The organism is Bacillus sp. M5A3_1b, assembly GCF_053345335.1.
Genome location: NZ_JBKEZY010000006.1, coordinates 217,342 through 236,320, shown reverse-complemented (window position 1 = coordinate 236,320; position 18,979 = coordinate 217,342). Strand labels below are relative to the sequence as shown.

At 34.5% G+C, this 18,979-nt stretch carries 19 protein-coding genes; 6 read left to right on the top strand and 13 right to left on the bottom strand.

Annotated features, from left to right (window positions below; translation table 11 throughout):
• Positions 1–174: 174 nt before the first annotated feature.
• Positions 175–3,372: a bifunctional P-450/NADPH--P450 reductase gene (gene cypD, locus ACLBWW_RS18590; RefSeq protein ID WP_447614160.1), complete on the bottom strand. Its 3,198-nt coding sequence runs from the start codon at positions 3,370–3,372 to the stop codon at positions 175–177.
• Positions 3,373–3,877: 505 nt separating this feature from the next.
• Positions 3,878–5,356, bottom strand: a complete 1,479-nt coding sequence (locus ACLBWW_RS18585; protein WP_048543643.1) for a DHA2 family efflux MFS transporter permease subunit — start codon at positions 5,354–5,356, stop codon at positions 3,878–3,880.
• A 457-nt stretch (positions 5,357–5,813) separates the two neighbouring features.
• Between ACLBWW_RS18585 and ACLBWW_RS18580 the strand changes: the two genes are divergently transcribed.
• Positions 5,814–6,407: a hypothetical protein gene (locus ACLBWW_RS18580; RefSeq protein ID WP_048543642.1), complete on the top strand. Its 594-nt coding sequence runs from the start codon at positions 5,814–5,816 to the stop codon at positions 6,405–6,407.
• A gap of 274 nt (positions 6,408–6,681) precedes the next feature.
• On the opposite strand, the gene ACLBWW_RS18575 is transcribed toward ACLBWW_RS18580, so the two are convergent.
• The 3 genes from ACLBWW_RS18575 to ACLBWW_RS18565 all read right to left on the bottom strand — a co-directional run bounded on the left by ACLBWW_RS18575 (position 6,682) and on the right by ACLBWW_RS18565 (position 8,452).
• On the bottom strand, positions 6,682–7,332 hold the full coding sequence (locus ACLBWW_RS18575) for a YwbE family protein (protein WP_048543640.1): 651 nt from the start codon (positions 7,330–7,332) through the stop codon (positions 6,682–6,684).
• 286 nt (positions 7,333–7,618) lie between these two features.
• Positions 7,619–8,005 carry a DUF1259 domain-containing protein gene (locus ACLBWW_RS18570; RefSeq protein WP_048543638.1) on the bottom strand — a complete coding sequence of 129 codons (387 nt, stop codon included), beginning with the start codon at positions 8,003–8,005 and terminating at the stop codon, positions 7,619–7,621.
• Positions 8,006–8,290: 285 nt separating this feature from the next.
• The gene (locus ACLBWW_RS18565) at positions 8,291–8,452 is read right to left on the bottom strand and encodes a hypothetical protein (protein ID WP_000441003.1); all 162 of its coding nucleotides are present in this window, start codon (positions 8,450–8,452) and stop codon (positions 8,291–8,293) included.
• Between the two features lie 371 nt (positions 8,453–8,823).
• Between ACLBWW_RS18565 and ACLBWW_RS18560 the strand changes: the two genes are divergently transcribed.
• Positions 8,824–9,177 (top strand): hypothetical protein, encoded by a 354-nt coding sequence (locus tag ACLBWW_RS18560; RefSeq protein ID WP_048543636.1) that lies wholly within the window; start codon positions 8,824–8,826, stop codon positions 9,175–9,177.
• 104 nt (positions 9,178–9,281) lie between these two features.
• Complete coding sequence (locus tag ACLBWW_RS18555) at positions 9,282–9,659, top strand: hypothetical protein (protein ID WP_048543633.1); 378 nt, start codon at positions 9,282–9,284, stop codon at positions 9,657–9,659.
• Positions 9,660–10,026: 367 nt separating this feature from the next.
• On the opposite strand, the gene ACLBWW_RS18550 is transcribed toward ACLBWW_RS18555, so the two are convergent.
• The 6 genes from ACLBWW_RS18550 to ACLBWW_RS18525 all read right to left on the bottom strand — a co-directional run bounded on the left by ACLBWW_RS18550 (position 10,027) and on the right by ACLBWW_RS18525 (position 14,537).
• A complete protein-coding gene (locus tag ACLBWW_RS18550; RefSeq protein ID WP_048543632.1) occupies positions 10,027–10,686 on the bottom strand; it encodes a serine/threonine protein kinase in 660 nt (219 codons plus the stop codon).
• Positions 10,687–11,013: 327 nt separating this feature from the next.
• Positions 11,014–11,958: an acetyl-CoA carboxylase carboxyltransferase subunit alpha gene (locus ACLBWW_RS18545; RefSeq protein ID WP_000052085.1), complete on the bottom strand. Its 945-nt coding sequence runs from the start codon at positions 11,956–11,958 to the stop codon at positions 11,014–11,016.
• A 32-nt stretch (positions 11,959–11,990) separates the two neighbouring features.
• Positions 11,991–12,437: a MarR family winged helix-turn-helix transcriptional regulator gene (locus ACLBWW_RS18540; protein ID WP_000817662.1), complete on the bottom strand. Its 447-nt coding sequence runs from the start codon at positions 12,435–12,437 to the stop codon at positions 11,991–11,993.
• Between the two features lie 418 nt (positions 12,438–12,855).
• Positions 12,856–13,338: a hypothetical protein gene (locus tag ACLBWW_RS18535; RefSeq protein ID WP_048543670.1), complete on the bottom strand. Its 483-nt coding sequence runs from the start codon at positions 13,336–13,338 to the stop codon at positions 12,856–12,858.
• A gap of 91 nt (positions 13,339–13,429) precedes the next feature.
• Complete coding sequence (locus tag ACLBWW_RS18530; protein WP_306472325.1) at positions 13,430–13,870, bottom strand: hypothetical protein; 441 nt, start codon at positions 13,868–13,870, stop codon at positions 13,430–13,432.
• Positions 13,871–14,348: 478 nt separating this feature from the next.
• Complete coding sequence (locus ACLBWW_RS18525; RefSeq protein WP_000272493.1) at positions 14,349–14,537, bottom strand: DUF4177 domain-containing protein; 189 nt, start codon at positions 14,535–14,537, stop codon at positions 14,349–14,351.
• A gap of 680 nt (positions 14,538–15,217) precedes the next feature.
• Here ACLBWW_RS18525 and ACLBWW_RS18520 point away from each other — a divergent pair.
• Positions 15,218–15,550, top strand: a complete 333-nt coding sequence (locus ACLBWW_RS18520; RefSeq protein ID WP_048544830.1) for a DUF1904 family protein — start codon at positions 15,218–15,220, stop codon at positions 15,548–15,550.
• 261 nt (positions 15,551–15,811) lie between these two features.
• Here ACLBWW_RS18520 and ACLBWW_RS18515 read toward each other — a convergent pair whose 3' ends face one another.
• Positions 15,812–16,135, bottom strand: a complete 324-nt coding sequence (locus ACLBWW_RS18515) for a PepSY domain-containing protein (protein WP_048544829.1) — start codon at positions 16,133–16,135, stop codon at positions 15,812–15,814.
• A gap of 20 nt (positions 16,136–16,155) precedes the next feature.
• The gene (locus ACLBWW_RS18510) at positions 16,156–16,626 is read right to left on the bottom strand and encodes a lipoprotein (RefSeq protein WP_048544827.1); all 471 of its coding nucleotides are present in this window, start codon (positions 16,624–16,626) and stop codon (positions 16,156–16,158) included.
• Between the two features lie 177 nt (positions 16,627–16,803).
• On the opposite strand from ACLBWW_RS18510, the gene ACLBWW_RS18505 reads away from it, so the two are divergent.
• Positions 16,804–17,478: a response regulator transcription factor gene (locus ACLBWW_RS18505; protein ID WP_048544826.1), complete on the top strand. Its 675-nt coding sequence runs from the start codon at positions 16,804–16,806 to the stop codon at positions 17,476–17,478.
• Positions 17,475–18,848 (top strand): sensor histidine kinase, encoded by a 1,374-nt coding sequence (locus ACLBWW_RS18500; protein WP_048544823.1) that lies wholly within the window; start codon positions 17,475–17,477, stop codon positions 18,846–18,848. Before ACLBWW_RS18505 ends, ACLBWW_RS18500 begins: the two co-directional genes overlap by 4 nt.
• The last annotated feature ends 131 nt before the right edge of the window (positions 18,849–18,979 follow it).

Below are 18,979 nucleotides of genomic sequence, written 5' to 3'. Positions count from 1 at the left end.
CATAAAGATTATTGGATTTTGAATCAACATATACATCCCTTTTATTTAAAAATAAGAAAACCCCATATTCAATAAAAAATACAGGGTTTTTATAAATCAGTTTATTTTGTTTAAAATTATACTTGGTCGAAAAAAGTTCGTGAATGAAATAGTACTTATCTAATTAAGAAGAATTTAGATTCCAGCCCAAACATCTTTTCCATATCGCCCTTCGTCTTGCACACGTTCCAACCAATCCCTTGCTTCTTTTTCACTGACTTCATGAATTTCTTGATATGCTTGACAAAGGGTGTCTTCTACGTCAGGAGCCATTTTACTTCCATCCCCGCATATATAAAGATGAGCCCCATTATCTAATAACGAAATTAAATTGATTCTATCTTGTTTTATTAAATGTTGTACATATGTTTTAGGATGTCCTTCTAAGCGAGAAAAAGCTGTGTGTAACGAGATTAATCCATCTCTTTCATCATTTTCTAGTTCTGTACGATAGAGATAATCCTTTTCAGGATGACGACAACCAAAATATAGATGTGCTTGTCCTAAGTTAATACCTTTTTGCTTTTGAACACGACGCGCTTGCAAGAATCCACGGAATGGTGCAATTCCAGTACCTGGTCCAACCATGATAATTGGTGTTTCTGGATTTTCAGGTAATTGAAAGTTTGATTGTGGCGTTCGAATGAAACAAATAATCTCATCTTTATTATGACGCTGAGCTAAATAATTAGAAGCGACTCCCTCATATGTCCCTCCCCCACTCCATGCAGGTGCATTAACAACACCAACCGTAATGCTCAGACGATTCTGTGCAACGAGTGGAGAGCTTGAAATAGAATAGTAACGCGGTTTGAGAGCAGGAAGAAGTTCTAAAAAGCGTTCAAATCGGATTTCACAAGCCTCATACTTTTCAAGAAGATCCAACATTGACATACGTTTCTTTAATATTTGTTCATGATAAACTCCCTCTTCCAATAATGATTCCAATTCCTTTTTATGAGGAGGGCATGCTGTGAATGTCACCATTTCTCTTATTTGTGCTCGAGTGGCTGCTTCTTGCACTTCTACACTATAACTAAGAAGGTCAAATATACTAACAGGACTGTCTAAAGGTATGTGATTTACACTTCGTCCACTTGCACTCAATATGACTTGATCCTTCCCATTTAATCCAAAGCGTTTTAAAATTCGATTGACATTTTTCTCACTATTAATTGGCAGCACACCAAGGTGGTCACCTTCTTGATACGTAGCGCCTTCTGGCAAGGATATCTCAATATGTCGCGTGCTTCTTTCACTGCTAGATGATTGAAGTTCACGATTTTCTAGTATAGACGCATAAACTGCTTCATATGTTCGCGCCAGAGGAGATCCTCCAAGACGACTAACAAATTGTAAACTTAATGTACTGCGTTCTCTCTCAATGTTTTTGTTAAGTTCCAATCCAAATGCCTTCATCGCATCAGACCACATACTTTGTTTCCATTGCTCGAGCTGTTCCTCGAAATCACCACTTGCATCCGCTTCTCCACGTGTAGAAAATCTTGTTGCTCCTTTTTGAGCCATTTGCTCATCAATGTATCTTGGAATTCGCTGATAAGTACTAGCCCAATTATGATCTCCACAACCAAAAACTGCGTATTGAACACCTTTTAGCTCATCCGGTTTTAATTCTTCCAACCATTGCACAAACTGCCCTGCATTACTTGGTGGTTTTCCGTTATAAGAAGAAGTTACAATAAGAACCGCCCCTTCTTTTGGCAGACTTCCAATTCGATCGTTAAGAGCTACCACTTCCGTTTGAACACCTTCTAAACTAGCTGTATCTGCTAGTTCTCTTGCAATACCTTCTGCTACCCCTGTATCCGATCCATATAGAACAAGAAGTGAAAGATTATCGGCCCCAATAATAGAAGGAGTCTTCTGAACTTGCTGCTTGGTTTCATGGTTTTTCAGTTTCTCCTCTATAGGCGCAAGAACAGTAGTATGGCTAATAGTTTGATTTCGGGGTAGAATCCTAATTTTAAAATCACCAGGCTTTAACGTTAATGTTTGTTTTACATCCAGCTGATAGTCTTGATAATCAATGAATTCAAAATGTTGAAGAAGCATTCCCATTACGAGTGTAGCTTCATGAAGTGCAAACTGCATACCGATACATGCCCGTTGACCATTTCCAAATGGCTTATAAGCATGATGAGGAACCTTATCCAGATCTTCAAATCGTTCAGGTTGGAATTCTTCCACGTTGTCTCCCCACGCGTCTTTATCCCTATGTAACTGTGGAATAAGAACAGAAATACGATCTTCTCCTTTCTTAATTGGATATTTCCCACCAATCACTGTATCTTCTTTTGCATAGAGACTGAATGCTGGAGCAGTAGGCCATAGACGTAGCGATTCATTTAAAATCATCCGTATATACTTAAGTTTCATAACTTGTTGGTATGTTGGAGTAGGATCTGTCAAAACCCGATCTACTTCTTCATAGGCTTTTTTCAATTTATCCGGATTCTTTAATAAAAAATAGATTGCAAAAGATAATAATCCACTTGTTGTTTCATGCCCAGCTATTAAAAAAGTGATAATTTGGAAACGAATATTTTCATCATCTAATTTTTCACCAGTTTCCGGATCCTGCACATTTAACATACGGGAAAGCAAATCATTTTCTTCCTGATTTCCACTACTTTTACGTTCGGCAATAATATTATCCACTAAGGAAAACATAGATTGAATATCATGCTGAAATTGACGTTTCGTTCTCCACATAAGTTTGTCTTCTATATCCAGCCGCTGTAATTGGTGCATCGCCTCATCTAGAGCACGGCTCATGCTAGTAATAAAAGGATGAGGGGTCTCACGATAAAAGCTATTAAATCGATAATTAAAACCACATAGACCAATTGTATCCAATGTAAGGCGAGTCATATCCTCCGGTACATCTACGCTTTCATTCGGATTAAGCCGTGCCCATTTTTGAACGAGTTGTACGGCAAGATCGACCATCATAGCATGATAATCTTTCATTGCTCGTTGGCTGAATGTAGGCATCAAAATATTATGAGCTTTTTTCCAGTTAGGCTCATGAGTCTCGCTTGTAAATAATCCATCTCCAGCAAAGGCGCGAACTTTCGCTAAAGCACCCTCTATACTTTTATCAAATCTTGTTTCGTCACAGATTTCTGCTACCAGTTCATGTCCAGAAACGACAATGATGGTATCACTTAAAGTTTGAATTTGAAAAATGGGACCATACTCTTCCGCTATCTTGATAAAAGATAAGGTCGGTTTATCTTTATCAATTAATGGGAGATTCCCCAGCAATCCATATGTTTTCGGTTGAGGAATGGCAGATACTTTTTTATCCATTAAAAACACCCTTTCAAAAAAGCATAAAATAAAATATCCCATTCAATAAAAAGAAGATAGCAATGAATTGCCTGGGATAAAGATATGTAATTGATTACCTTATTTTATCTTTTCCCTAACTATTCACGATTATGATATTGCTTATAAGGTTGTTAATCTAAGTTGTTTGTCTCTATTACATTTATAACTTGCAGAAAAAATACTAAATAAAAATGAAGCGTATTATTATAATGTTTATCAGAAATTGAGAGCTAAAGATTGTAGTATTAGGAAAAACAGTAGTTTCTAATGTCAATTCAAACAAATACGATAAGTAAGTATACTGTGTTGCTAATGAAAAAGGATCTGATATGAATATCAGATCCTTTTTACTATATATAATTATTTCACTGGTTCTTTTCCAAATTTAAATACCAGCGCCTTAGCAGCAGAAATTTGCATTTCTTCATAGTCTAACTAAACAGTAAAAACTTATAGGAGTCATGATCTAAAGTTTTATTTTACTCTACCGATTTATCCTCTCGACAGCTTCCGCGCTTGTATCTACACGTTTAACGAAAAAAACTAATAGTAGTGCAACAATATTCATGCCAAGCGCTACATAGAATGAATATTGAATTCCGGATAATAAAGCCTTCTGAGTTAACATTGCCTTCGTAGCTTCTGTGAAGGTTGTTGGATCTACATCAGCCATTAAACTTTCAGCTTTTGTTTTTGTTACAGAATTCATAATCGTAACAAGAATAGCAGTACCAATTGAACCGGATACTTGTTGAGCTGTATTATTAACAGCTGTACCGTGCGGATTTAAGCGAGTTGGCAATTGATTAAGGCCATTTGTCATAAGCGGCATCATCACCATCGCCATCCCAAACATCCGCAGTGTGTAAATAAGAATAATATGTGTGTGACTAGAGTCGAGTTGCAGGTTTGCTAACATATAAGTTGAAACGGCTGTAATGGAAAGTCCTACTATACCAAGAATACGAGGGCCATATTTATCAAATAGTTTACCTGTAATTGGTGACATAATTCCCATTATTACCGCACCTGGAAGCATCATCAGCCCAGAGCTCAGCGGTGAAATACCGCGGACGTTTTGTACATAAGCTGGTGTTAAAATCATACCCGAAAACATGGCCACTGCGTTAACAATCGCAATTACAGACGCAAGTGCAAACATTGGGTACTTGTAAACACGTAAATCCAATAACGGTTCATTCATTTTTAATTGACGGATAATGAAAGTAATTAGGGCAATAGCGCCTATAATTAAGGTTGTTAAAACAACTTTATTCGTCCAACCGTCGGAGCTTGCAGAACTGAATCCATATAACAAACCGCCAAAACCGACAGAAGATAATAGTAATGAGAGATAATCAAGTTTTGCATTTTTGTTTTGTCTCATGACATTCTCCGATTTCCAAACCCCTAACAGTAAGCTAATGATTGCTAACGGTAAAATCATTTCAAAAAGCAAACGCCAGTCATAATATTCTACAATATAACCCGATAGTGTCGGTCCAATTGCTGGAGCTGTAATCATAACTAATCCAAAAATCCCCATCGCTGTTCCCCTTTTTTCTCTTGGAAAGCTTACTAGCATAATATTCATTAATAAAGGCCCCATGACTGAAGAACCTGCTGCTTGAACCATCCGGCCAGTAAGTAATAAACTAAAGTTCGGTGCTAAAGCCGCTAAAGCCGTACCAAGAATAAAAATCAACATAGATGTAATAAATAAGCTCCTATTGGAGAAGCGGGTTATTAAAAATGCTGAGGCCGGAATTAATATACCACTTACAAGCATATACCCTGTAGAAAGCCACTGAATCGTTGAATAATCTTGAATGTCTAAATCCTTCATTATTGATGGCAAAGCTACGTTTAAAAGCGAGTTATTTAGAAATGAAACAAATGCCCCAATAAAAAGGATTACAAGCATTAAATATGGTGGTTTTCTTTTATGTAATGTTTCACTCATATATTCATTTACCCCTTCATTATAAATTCCATTAATTTGTTTAAATTGTTTTCATATCTGCACAACAATACATGATCCTTGCAGTATTTTGCCATACTCTTCAACTGGATATTCTCTTTTTAGTAATTCTACTTGCTCGACATAAAATGTTAAAATTTTTTTACTGATTAAACCTTTATAAACACGTTTGTTAACCGAAATTAAATTAGGCTGAATTAAATAAAAGGAGCAATTGAAAATACCCTTAAAATAAAGTGAAACTTTAATCAGTGGTGCTTTTACTGAATTTTGAGGTGGTGATGTCTTATGGCCCACAAATTGCGGGATATATCAACAAGTCAATACACCTATTCCTTTAAATACAGGCTTGTAAATCTAGTTATGTAACCATCCATAAAAAGGAATATTACATAGGCTAAGTCTAACATTACATTTTTAAAGTGAGGGGAATAAACTTATGCACCAATATTGGTATTTGAATTCAGAGGGAAATGGAGAGCAATATAATAACCAAATTGCAATGTCATCATTATATTTACAGCCCCAAATAGCTAAAGCTAAGGGAATGAATGATGTGAAGATTCCTGAGAATTGGAGTTGTCGAGTCTATCCATTTGGTTGGGATTCACCAGCCAACTATACGGGTTTCAATCCCGAGCCCCCTCCCTTCTCTTTAGGTCAGCCAATCCATTATGCAGGGATGATGCCCCAAGGACATCCTGCTAATTGGACTCCATTACCAGGCCATGCAGGTAATTTCCAAAAACCTCCCTTACCCTGGGCTCAACCATTCAATCATACAGGGATGTTCGCACAAGGTCATCTCGCCGCTTTACTATCGCCACCAGCTAAAGCTTTTAATTTTAATACCAATAATAACTGGGGTATTTTTGGAAACCCTCCAGGATGGGGAGGACAGGTAAGTCCTATGGGATGGGGGAATAACGGTCAGCCAGGAATGCTTGGAAACTTACTGACAGTAGGAAAAGGCACCATGAATGGAATTGGAATGCTTAGTAGTCTAATCGGTATGGGAAAGTTCTTCTTTTAGTTAATTAGAACAGGCGAATAAGTCCATAACCCAGAACAAAAAAACATTTCCTTTAATCTTCTCAAACATACTCCCTCCAAGTTCGCTTCCTCTCCTTTCAAATCATAAAAAACATCTATTACCTTGTATGTGATAACTTGATAGAGATGTGGTGACATGAACAAAACGCAAATTTCGTACGCTAAGCAAAACGCTACAAAAAACCGGTTCCTTTACGAAAGAACCGGTTTTTTGTAGCGTTTATTTATTTAAAAAGTAGTCAAATCTTTTTTCACTAATTAACACTTTGAACACGGCCAATTTGTCCATCTTGTAATCGAACTTTAATGCCGTATGTATGTGTTTCACTATGTGTTAAAATGTCTTTCACAACACCACTTACAGTTTTACTATAGTCATTATCTAATTGAATAACTACATGTGAACCAACTGAAATTTGTGATCTTGTTGGTTTCCCACCTGTTGCTTGTGTTGTTTTTTCTTGTTTTTGTGTTCTCTCTTGTTGTATAGACTGTTGTTGCTGAGTCTTCTGTTCTTGTTGTTTACGTTTTTCTTCTTCTACTCTTTGTTGCTCTTCTTGTTTACGCTTCTCTTCTTCTACTCTTTGCTGCTCTCCTTGTTTACGCTTCTCTTCTTCTGCTCTTTGTTGTTCTTCTTGTTTACGTTTTTCTTCCTCTGCTTTTTGTTGCTCTTCTTGTTTACGTTTTTCTTCTTCTACTCTTTTCTGCTCTTCTTGTTTACGCTTCTCTTCTTCTACTCTTTGTTGCTCTTCTTGCTTACGTTTTTCTTCCTCCGCTACTTTTTTATCTTCATCTATTTTTTGCTCATCTGATGCCACTTTTAATTTTTCTTCATCACCTTTACAGGCACTTAAAGACATTACACACAAACTCAAAATTACAAAAAATAACAATTTCTTTAACATTAAAAAATCCTCCTATATATACATTACAAATCAATAACTTTCATAGCATAACAAAAATATAAGCCTTTCTTTGTCAAAATTTGTCGTATATTTTCATTTTCTACTAAAAGACTGACTCTACAATAAAAGCGGAAATTATTATATCGATTCGTGCACAGGAATTACGTTCGTTTGTTAATCAAGTGAACTTAATTAATGAAATACACGGAAAAACCTTCATCTTATGTATGAAAGGATCTTTCAATTAAAGATCCTTTTATATCGCTCATTTAACTAAATAAATTAGTTAATTACATAACGCTTTTCTAACTTTCCTTGCGAAGCTTAGCGGATCATCAACGTCTTCGATATTAACGTAAATTAAATTCGGATCATCACATAACCACTCATTGTGTATAGACGAAACGATTATTCCTTGTTTAATAATTGTAGCAACAAACCCATTGACTTCTCTTTGCAATAGCGCTACCCGGCCTAAACATAATGCTCGTCCAGTTTTATTATCTCGCGATTCGAATGAGAAGGAAGTTGTTACTCTAAAACGTTTTCCTAAGATAGTTGCTTGTATTTCATCCCGATTTATTGTAGCCACGCATTTTCCACCGGCGAACCCTTCTTGGCCACCGATAATTCTTGCAAACTGTTGACAAACTAATTCATCATTAAACGCCATACCTTGAATCATCCCCTTTTATTATTAGGTTATGAATGAATACTGAGGTCTGAAACGGTAATGAATCTATTCTATTACAAAAAATATTATCGAAGTCTATTATATGGTAAGGCATTTTTAGAGAACACAAAAAAAACACCCTAAGGTGCCATCCTCCGACTTGAGAATCATATCTATGTATGGAGAAATTTAAAAAAGAGAAGGTTCTAACTATAATTTATAAAGCTATTATGCCATGAATTACATACATATTTCCTTATTTACTGGGAGCAGAATCCCATTATATTACTTTCTGATCAGTCTCGTTAAAGCCATCCCAATAAATCCAGCCCCCATCCCTATTAGCCATCCAGCATGCGTATCGCCTAATATAGATCCCACTCCTCCACCAAGAAACATGCAGCCAACAAATACTAATCCTCCAATTCCCCAATTCGGTCGTTCCATATTTCAATCACATCCCTTCAATAAAACATATGCGATTAACTAGCCTAACTTTCTTGCATAGGATGGTTAATTTTTTCACTTAAGTTTAGCATTATCAGGGAATTCATAAGATGCGAAGATTGAACCATTTGAATGAATTGCAGAGGGTGAATTTCATTTTTTCATATTATAATAACTTAGGAATGTGTTCCACAATCTATGACTCACCCCACCGCTATCCAGCTCAGAAAAGAAAGCAAAAACGAAAATTATATGCATCATTGACTACTGTTCATGAGACGTTACGTTAACCTCACATGAAGACCCTATCCATCCAAATTTACACAAAGTTATCCTTGCTGATGGTACAATTAAAATCATGGAGGGATATTATGGGGATTTTTGTGATAACACTACTTCTTATAAACGGCACTGCAATATTCTTATTTTTCTTGTCTGTTTCACCAAAAATTAAGGCTAAAAACCTATCTTCAATAATGATCTGTTTAGGGATAAATTTAATCATAATTCCAGCGGCTTTTCTTATAGGTGGGATAGCTGATTATGCAGGTGTAGCGGCTAATTATGGGGCTTATTTCGCGGGTGAGTCGGAAACGGCCCCTCCTCTAGTTAGTCGTGCGCTTTATTTTTTCGGAGGATTTCTCTTTATTCAGGGAATACCGCTGCTCATACTACTTGCAGCTTTTTGGAAGTTTGCTAGAGCAAAGAAAATAAAACAAGTATAGCAGGATGAGTGGATGCCTTTTTAGAGTAGGGATCCGCTTTTTTCTTACTACTAATAATAGGATTTCATGTCATACGATAGAGTTCATATTAGAAAACTGTGAGGATGATTACGTTGATAAAATTTGTAATTAGTTATGCTGCAAGTCTGTTTGCTTTTATTTTTGGATGGTTCTTGATTTCATATATTTCTCATCCTAGCTTTATTCACCCGAACGTTGTATTAGGATTCATTAAAACGATCGTCACTTATGGTAGTATACCGGCTCTTGTAGCTTGTCTAATTGGGGAAGTGTTATACAGGAAAGTCAAACGATGTAGAGAATTTCAATTCGGAATTCCTGTATTTATAGGACAAGCAGTTATCTATACACTTATACCATTTCTTTTTCTTTTTCCTTTTAATTTCTCTCATTTCTTTGATTTCGTTGCACCTGTTATTATGGGGGCCTTATCTTTTTATTTCGTACGTAGAAAAATATAATTAACTTCAAAAGTGTGACAGAAAGAAGCTGGAGTGAATAAAACCACACTGTATAACCATACAGAGCTCAAAGAACGCATCAATTCTTGCGAAATAAACAAGAAAAAGCTCTAGGTTTAAACAAAACGAGAACAATCAAAATGCCGTCATTTCTTTTCTTGAAAGAAGAATTGAAAAGATAGAGTAAAAAGTATAGAGGGCTTGAAGAAAAAATAAGTAATTGTGTGAAAAAGGAAATATAAAGCTTACTGATTACTTCATGAAGTTATAAAATTAGGACCGTACATATTAGACATAACTAAAATGTACGGTCCTTTTGTTTACTATTGGTTCACTTATCTAACTTAAAGATAAGTATGTGGTCTTTTTACAATTTGAATTTCTTTTTAAGCTTTTTATATTTTCTATACGAACGTCTAACAATGTTTAACATAAAATACGGTATTTTAATAGGGAAAGGAAATTTATAAATGAAAGGCAAATAAAATGTAAAATATGCCTTTTCTAGGTCTCTCCACTTACTATCTTCTTTTGTTTTCAAGAAGTCAGATACATCGACTACATACCCTCTTCCGTTTTCCATCATCACATTTTTCCCGTGAACATCACAAGGAGTTAATCCTTGTTCTCTTGCATACTCTAAGGCTTCATTGATATCAAGGATCACCTGCTTAGGAATTTTAATCCCCTTATGAACAGCATCGTATAAGGTAATTTCTTTTAAACGTTTCAATACTATGAAATTTTCTCCTTTATATATAAGCTTCGAATAAGAAGGATGATTTCCGATTCTTCGGTATACTTCTGACTCTTTTTCAATTCCTTCTCCTTCTCGTGCGTAAACTTTCACTACCCATTTTTTGTATCCTTTATGCATAAATACTGCGGCATAATTACCTATCCCTAAACACTTCCAAAGTCTAGGAATATCTTTAACTACTACAGGCTCGAATTCATCCTCACTTCTAATGCTTACCTCTTTTAATAATTCGTCCTTTATTAATCTCACAAAATTGTTTATACTCATCATTTCCACTCCGGTTTTGCTAAAAAGGGGCCCACCCCATTGCCATCAACCTAAGCTTTTGAGATACCCCCCATAACGAAATTTTCACCTTTTTACAGTTATTTATGAGAATTCAGCTCATTTTTTCGTTTTGGGGAACAATCAATTTCTTAAGTTGATGGGTATGTGATAATGCTTCCATTTGAACAAATTTTCCTTTTCCATACCGATCACACACCTTTTGTAGAGTAATAGTATCAGCATATCCCAGTTTAAGAGGTTACTTACAAAATATTTAAATTTTTTTTGCGAGAATCCTCCGAAATGTAATACGGACTTTAAATATTTTCATTTATAATTCTCTATTTGTCTATACTTTTCATACCGCTGTTGTATAAGCTCTTCCGAGGATAATAGTATCAATTTTTTTAGAGATGATTCGATTACAGATTCAATCATTTTTGCCTGTGATTTTATATCATTTTGTGCTCCACCTTTAATTTCAGGAATGATTTCATCAATAATTCCTAAATGTTTTAAATCTTTTGCTGAAATTTTCATATGTTCAGCAGCTTCTGGAGCATACTTAGCGTCCTTCCATAGGATAGATGCTGCTCCTTCTGGCGAAATTACCGAGTACCATGAATACTCTAACATATGGATATGGTTACCGACACTAATGCCAAGAGCTCCACCACTTGATGCCTCTCCAATTACAATACAAACAATTGGCACTTTAAGTGTAGTCATTTCAAATAGATTTCGAGCTATCGCTTCAGAAATTCCACGTTCTTCAGACCCTATCCCTGGATAGGCGCCTATTGTATCAATAAATGTAATAATAGGGCGATTAAATTTATCAGCTTGTTTCATAAGTCTTAGCGCTTTTCTATAACCTTCTGGATGTGCCATTCCAAAATTTCTTTCTATACTTTCCTTTGTATTTCTACCTCTTTGATGACCAATAACCGTAACGGGCATTCCTTTAAATTTTGCAATACCACCTATCATTGCTTTATCATCACCATATAATCGATCACCATGAAGTTCGAGAAAGTTTGTAAACAATAAAGGTATATAGTCCAATGTCGTGGGTCTGTTACGTAGCCTTGCAATTTGAACTCGTTGAAAAGGTGTAATATTAGAATAAATTTTATCTTGCATTTTATTTAAACGTTTTTCTAATTCATGAATTTCTGACGATAAATCTACATTATTTTCTTTCATAATTTTCTTTAATTCATCAAATTTCTCTTTTAATTCAATAATAGGACGTTCAAAATGCAAACTCATTTTATCCTCCAAATGTTATGACTTACCTCACTCTAATCAAAAGGCTTAGAAATAGAATCAATAAATAATTCAAAACCATCCACAACTATTTTTTGTTCTGATTCTGATAAATTATTGAGAATACTTTGATAAAATGTAATGGATTGCTCTCTTAAGCAATTAACAGTTATGTGACCTTTTTCTGTGAGGTGCAGAAAAAGTTCTCTTCTATTTTTTTCATTTACTTCACGATAAATAAGCCCCTTTTTTACTAACTTATCTACCAATCTACTTACAGTTGAAGTCTCTAATCTAAGTTTATTGGATAGTTGCCAAACAGTTAATTTTTCCACCTCTAGTTCCTCTAACGCCATCATTTGAGAAGTTGGTAAAGGTTTTTCAAATGGTCCATTGGGCAAATTTTGAGATTCAAAAACCCCAGTTATTATAATCATTTTCTTAATATCTGTTCTTAGTTTTAAGGCATCTTCTCTTTTCAAATAGGTCACCCTCCTACAACTAATGTATCATACATCAATTGTATTATACATGAATATGTTTTTTTCACAAGCTTAACGTAAGCCAATATTACAACATGGACGAGATATTTCTTCTTGTTAAAATGGTATAAGTGGATTGTTTTCTACAAATGGCAGAACATCAATTATGTATCAGGGGCCTTTATGGGGTACCGCTCATCGCAATCAAGCTAAGAAAATAAAACTACCCAAAAAGAAAAAATGAGTTGAATTCTCAAAATAACTAATTGTAGAGAAAGAGAATTTTCATTTAGTGTGCACTTCAAAATAATACCATTTAAAATACCGGTTCTAATAAGAACCGGTATTTTAAATGATATTAAGCTTTAGGATCCATTAATTATAGGATAGCCTATAGATTTAACACACTCCCCTATAGTTAGGATTTTTTCAATTCTTTATTTGCTTTATCTATTAACTTAGAAGCAGTCTCTAATCTTTCAACCCCACCATCAACTTCATATTCTTTCCCCTTATCTAAACCTTCTTGTATGATTTCCACCCCATCTTTTACATGAATCATCGCTAAACCTACATTATGTTGTACTGGGTGATCTTTTACTTCATACTCTAACTTACTTATTTTTTCCACTAACTCTAAATAAGGTTTAGATACTTCTTTTAACTCTTCTGACTTTTTCTTCATTGACTTGCTACTTTTTACAATACCGTCTATTTCTTTAGATTGTTCGGAGAAATCTTTCATTAAATATGCTAGGTTCTTATTGAAGTCTTCTTTTTTATTCTGTTTAACAGAAGCTTCCATTGCTTCATCTTTCTTAACCTTAGTCTCACATCCAACCCCGGTTAACATTAACATTGGAACTACTAAAAAAGATAAAATCTTACGTTTCATTGACATATACCCCTTTGTTTTAGAATGCTTTTTCTATTCTTCCCACTTTTTTATTTGTTTCCATTTTATTCGGCACTACGAATATCATTTATTTTACCTATTTTCCTATTGTTTCAGCAATGTTTTCAATCTCTTTTAAATATATATCGTTTACATCACTTATCCCCTCTAAATACTTGTCAAATGGTTCGTTCATACCGTCTGTAGCTTCTTTAAGTTTGGTTGAATCTTCTTTTTTAATGGCGTCTAATTGCTTATTAAAAGATTTATCTAACATTGTAGTTGCTTGAGATACCTTTTTATATACATCTTTATATTTTGAGCTTGGTGCTAATCTTCTCATTTGTGCTGTAACTGACTTTGCTTGTTTAAATTTCTCTTCAAACTCATCTTTGGATGATTCAGAACTATCCCCCTTTTCCTCAGCTATAGCTAGATCTTCAATAATAGTGTTAAACTCTTTATTTAATTGGATTAGGTTACCTGCATAAATGTCTTCCTTTGTAGTACAACCTGCTGCTCCCCCTGCTACAAACATAAGTGAAAATGCTAATAATATTAGATTCTTTACCTTCAAACCCCTACACCCCTACACCCCTAAAAAATTGTAAGTAATTAACATATGAAACCATAACATAAATTACGTAAATAGACTATAAAAAAATAGCGATTCTTACGATAAATTTTGAGTGTTCTAACAACCTTAAAATATGTATCACAATTATAAAGTATCTGGCTCCATATACTTTTTTAATAATCCTTTATTCAACTTCTAAAGTTTAATATTTTGTTGCTTTTTATGCTCCCTAGGATACCGTCAGCATTTTTCAAAATAATCTATGCTATGCCGAAAAATAAAATCATCTGTCCATGTGGACAGATGATTTACATAATTATCGATATCGGAAGTTGATTAATATTAGCTTATTTGTCTTATAAGTTAAATCGAGAACAATTAGATCCTAAAATATCCCAGTTATTTTTGTATGTTAGTTAAGGCAAACCTCTTTCGTTTTTTAAAGAAGTTCTTTGGTTCGTTTGAAGATAATCTCCAAAGAAGTCGTATATCCTGCGAGTGTTAGCGTAAGGACTTGAACAAATTCCCAACCATCCTCAGCATGTTCTATAATAATACGCTTATAATCTTCTTTGGGTTGCCCTTTCCATCCATCAATTTCGACTTTCACAAATTTATAATCATACATATTCTCCCACCCCTTTTTCCCTAATTGTACCATTTAGAAGAAGCGATGTATTGTACTTTTTTGACTGTATACTCTATACATATGCAGTTAACATAACGCATCATTATCAGTAGCAAGGACAAGGAGGCATCTTCTCCTTACAAGGGAACCTCCTTTCTTTGTTCTATCGATCTATGCATTTTTTTATACATTCCTATCCCGGCACGGTTTTAGGATTCTTTTTTGTTGTTGGATAAATAAAAAACTGTATTACATCTTGCATCCTCCTAGGTGTCACTATATATGAACACTACGTATTTGACTTTCTCAATGACCAACATTACTTAACATAGTAAAATAGTATTCGGATGGGAATCCAATGTTATTAAAATTAAAGTGGTTATCAAGTCGAAGGAAGGCACCTTAGGGTGTCTTTTCTTTTTAAAATATATAAGCGCACTATCCCTTTCCTAACAGAGTCCTCCCCTCATGCCTCCTTACAGGGAGAATGATAAGGCTTTTTTTATTTACCCAATTACTGAGCTCTCAAATGTTTTAAATAGTTACAATACATGTATTGATTCAATAACATATGATCATTCTTAAGAATGTCATTGAAATGTACCAATAGATGTTAGTGCAGTAAAATAAATTGTGTTATGATGTGAGCAAATATAAAGCTATTTAACGGAGGGATTCATATGCCACATGTTGTATTTCGTGGAATTACTACTGAACAATTAAAACGCATAAGCAAGCCATTAGTAGAAGAACTCGCAGAGATTTGTGAGTGTGGTACGGATAATTTTACGTTGGAACTACTAAGTTCTACGTTTGTATTCAATGGAGAAGAAATAGAAGCGTTTCCTCTTATTGAAGTGAAATGGTTCGAGCGCGGACAGGAAATTCGTGATCGATTTGCCAAGGCCATTACTACATATGTAATGGATTTTGGACTTCCAGAAGTAGAGGTTGTATTTACGGTTTTCACAGAATCAGCGTATTATATTAACGGGAAGCATTGTGCAAGTTAGAGCTATTTAAAAGATTTTTGTAACATTTATAAGGGGTAGAACCACATTGCCATCATGCTAAGAAAAGCGAATATCCAAACACAATAAAATGAACTCAATTCTCATAGACAACTAACTGTGAAAAGATTAAATTTTTGTTTTTGGGGACATCAAAATATTAGCTTGTGTTGTAGCGGTCCCCCTTTTAAAATAGTAGAGTATAAACATGAAAAAACTCCTAACAAATTTTGTTAGGAGTTTTTTCAAATATGCGATATTTTTTTAATCCTCATTATCGATTTCTATTGTACCTGTTCTAGCACTAACTTTTAAACTATTTAACAGATTATCAGGTGTTTTGATTTCCACTTCATATTCAAATGTAGATTGCGCTAATTTGTCATCTTCTAATTCGAATTCTTTTTTCACATTAATAATTTCTCCATTTGTATGAGCTAAAGCAATTTCACGAACTTGTTTCTCTGTATAGTTTTCGTTCTTTTTGGCATAATTGTAACCCATGCCATAATATCCACCAACAATAGCAATACCACTTACTAAAATAGCAATTACACTTATAATTATTTTCTTTTTATGTTTTAACATTTTCATCCACTCCTTCATGATTAATCATCTATTCCGAATCTTGCTTCAAGTGCATTTTCTGCTTGCTCTAATTGATCTTCTAGTATATCGTGTTCTCTTTCTTGCGTTTCATATTGTTCAACAGTTATCGTTCCAGCACGATAATCTGCTTCAAGCTGATTATCAGATAGATCTATATTGTCATCTAATTGATCAATTTCTTTTTTTGCTGTTAAGTACGTATTTAAGTTTTCTTCTTTAGCTCCAACTGGTTTCGTGTTATTTGCCTTTTCAACGATAGATGTGACTTCGTTTTTAAAATCTTGTATTTGCTTCGTATCATTCACAGCAGGCCCTGTTTTGTGTAGTTCTTGTTGTAGTTGAGAACTTTCTTTTTGCAATTTATCATTTTCCACTTTCAGTTGTTGTACTTCTGTATTGTTATCAGCTTGAGTAGAACAAGCTGTTAAGAATAAACAAGACATTGCTCCAATCAACATCCACTTTCTCATTCTGTTTTCCTCCCTTTACATGTGCACCTTATCCTTGCCTTTATATTACTGAATAAACATTAAAGGAAGATTAATGTACAAAAAAAATAAAATGATATAATTAAATAGTTTCTAATCTTTCTTTAATGTTTTGGAATTATAGTGATACATATTAATAAGAAGAAAAGGAGAATGTTAATGCGAGTTCTTATTGTCGAAGATGAACAAGACTTACAAAATATATTAGTAAAACGATTAAATGCAGAACATTATAGTGTCGATGCATGTGGGAATGGCGAAGATGCCTTAGATTATATAAACATGGCTACCTACGATTTGATTGTGCTTGACATTATGATTCCTGTAATAGATGGTTTACAAGTATTACAAAGGTTACGCGCGGATAATAATACAACTCCTGTCTTGCTTCTTACAGCTAAAGATACAATTGATGATCGCGTAACAGGACTCGACTTAGGTGCGGACGATTATTTAGTAAAGCCGTTTGCTTTTGACGAACTACTAGCAAGAATTCGAGTGTTAATGCGAAGAAATACAGGAAACACATCTAATGTGTTTGAAATCGCTGACCTAGTGGTAGATTGCAATATGCATAAAGTAACAAGAGGAGGCCAAGTTATCACTCTTTCCAGTAAAGAATTTGCTATTTTAGAATATATGATTCGCAATAAAGAAGTTGTGTTGACACGAGATAAAATTGAGCAACATGTGTGGAATTACGACTATGAAGGTGGCTCGAATATTATTGATGTTTACGTCCGCTATCTTCGTAAAAAAATTGATAGCCAGTTTGAAACGAAGTTAATTCATACAATACGAGGAACTGGTTACGTATTGCGAGTAGAATCATGAAAAGACTATCAATCAAAATGAAAGTAACCCTGTGGTATACAGGGCTAATTGTAATTATTATGGCACTCGTGTTAGCTTTTATTTTAACTTCTTCAGATAAAGTTTTGCTTTTTAATATGAAAGATCAATTGAAGAGCACAGTAAAAGAAAGCATGGAAGATATTGAATATAAGCATGGACAATTAAAGATGGACGATGATTTTGAACCCTTAGAAGATGGAGTAAATATCATTATTTATAATAAACAAGGTGAGCTGCTGGCAGGAAATAGTCCAACAAGCTTTAATAAAAAGATATCGCTTAAATCCGATGAAATACAAACCATTACAGACGGTAATAAAGAATGGATTGTATATGATTTTCTCCATAATGCAGGCGGCGATGAGCAAGTCTGGGTTCGTGGAATTATGACCATGAATCAATTATCATCAACGATGAATACGCTTATCGTGGTAACACTCATCTCATTTCCATTACTTATTCTCATTGCCGCAGTGGGAGGATATTTTATTACGCAAAGAGCGTTTCGACCTGTGCAACAAATGAGTGATTCAGCTAGTAAAATTGGTGATGGTAAAGACCTTTCCAAGAGAATTCGTTTACAAGGTTCACCGAAAGACGAAATGTATCATTTGGCACAAACCTTTGACAAAATGTTTGAGCGATTGGAAACATCATTTGAAAGTGAAAAACAATTTACATCTGACGCATCTCATGAATTAAGAACACCAACATCTGTTATTATTTCACAATGCGAATACGCTTTATCGCTGAGGAATAATCCGAAAGAAATGGAAGAATCGTTAGAAGTAATTTTAAAGCAATCACGTAAAATGTCCGCGCTAATCTCACAACTCTTATTATTAGCAAGAGCTGACCAAGAAAACCATAACACTTTCCAATTTGAATGTATCAATATGAGTGAATTAACGGAAATCGTTGTAGAAGAGCTTTCATTAATGGTTCAAGAATCTTCGATTGATATAATAACTCATATAGAGGAAGACCTGTTTATGAAAGCAGATCAAACATTGATGATGCGTTTATTAATGAATTTACTAACGAATGCGATTGCTTATAGCAAAGCGAACGGCACCGTGAATATGCAATTGTTCCGCGATGGAACCAACATAATAGGTAAAGTCTCCGATAATGGCATAGGCATCAGTGAGCAACATATTACGAAAATATGGGACCGCTTCTATCGAGTTGACGCAGCACGAACATCTTCAAGCACCGGAAACACAGGTTTAGGATTGTCGATGGTAAAATGGATTGTCGAACTACACGGAGGAGAAATTACGGTTGAAAGTAAATTAGGAGAAGGCAGTACGTTTACATTTAAACTACCAATGGAAAAAAGAGCATAATTTATAAATGTTTGTAGCCCCAGAATAAAGATTCTTCAATCCTTATATAAAAGTAACCGACGCATTTTAAACAACATCGATTTTATCATTTTGGACAACCTTTTCTGTTAAGTTGATATACATGTAGAAAA

Bases quoted from the DNA above. Each gene is read 5' to 3' on its own strand.
- cypD (WP_447614160.1), bottom strand. From the start codon at position 3,372: ATGGATAAAAAAGTATCTGCCATTCCTCAACCGAAAACATATGGATTG.
- ACLBWW_RS18585 (WP_048543643.1), bottom strand. From the start codon at position 5,356: ATGAGTGAAACATTACATAAAAGAAAACCACCATATTTAATGCTTGTA.
- ACLBWW_RS18580 (WP_048543642.1), top strand. From the start codon at position 5,814: ATGCACCAATATTGGTATTTGAATTCAGAGGGAAATGGAGAGCAATAT.
- ACLBWW_RS18575 (WP_048543640.1), bottom strand. From the start codon at position 7,332: ATGTTAAAGAAATTGTTATTTTTTGTAATTTTGAGTTTGTGTGTAATG.
- ACLBWW_RS18570 (WP_048543638.1), bottom strand. From the start codon at position 8,005: ATGGCGTTTAATGATGAATTAGTTTGTCAACAGTTTGCAAGAATTATC.
- ACLBWW_RS18565 (WP_000441003.1), bottom strand. From the start codon at position 8,452: ATGGAACGACCGAATTGGGGAATTGGAGGATTAGTATTTGTTGGCTGC.
- ACLBWW_RS18560 (WP_048543636.1), top strand. From the start codon at position 8,824: ATGGGGATTTTTGTGATAACACTACTTCTTATAAACGGCACTGCAATA.
- ACLBWW_RS18555 (WP_048543633.1), top strand. From the start codon at position 9,282: ATGATTACGTTGATAAAATTTGTAATTAGTTATGCTGCAAGTCTGTTT.
- ACLBWW_RS18550 (WP_048543632.1), bottom strand. From the start codon at position 10,686: ATGAGTATAAACAATTTTGTGAGATTAATAAAGGACGAATTATTAAAA.
- ACLBWW_RS18545 (WP_000052085.1), bottom strand. From the start codon at position 11,958: ATGAGTTTGCATTTTGAACGTCCTATTATTGAATTAAAAGAGAAATTT.
- ACLBWW_RS18535 (WP_048543670.1), bottom strand. From the start codon at position 13,338: ATGTCAATGAAACGTAAGATTTTATCTTTTTTAGTAGTTCCAATGTTA.
- ACLBWW_RS18530 (WP_306472325.1), bottom strand. From the start codon at position 13,870: ATGTTTGTAGCAGGGGGAGCAGCAGGTTGTACTACAAAGGAAGACATT.
- ACLBWW_RS18525 (WP_000272493.1), bottom strand. From the start codon at position 14,537: ATGTATGATTATAAATTTGTGAAAGTCGAAATTGATGGATGGAAAGGG.
- ACLBWW_RS18520 (WP_048544830.1), top strand. From the start codon at position 15,218: ATGCCACATGTTGTATTTCGTGGAATTACTACTGAACAATTAAAACGC.
- ACLBWW_RS18515 (WP_048544829.1), bottom strand. From the start codon at position 16,135: ATGTTAAAACATAAAAAGAAAATAATTATAAGTGTAATTGCTATTTTA.
- ACLBWW_RS18510 (WP_048544827.1), bottom strand. From the start codon at position 16,626: ATGAGAAAGTGGATGTTGATTGGAGCAATGTCTTGTTTATTCTTAACA.
- ACLBWW_RS18505 (WP_048544826.1), top strand. From the start codon at position 16,804: ATGCGAGTTCTTATTGTCGAAGATGAACAAGACTTACAAAATATATTA.
- ACLBWW_RS18500 (WP_048544823.1), top strand. From the start codon at position 17,475: ATGAAAAGACTATCAATCAAAATGAAAGTAACCCTGTGGTATACAGGG.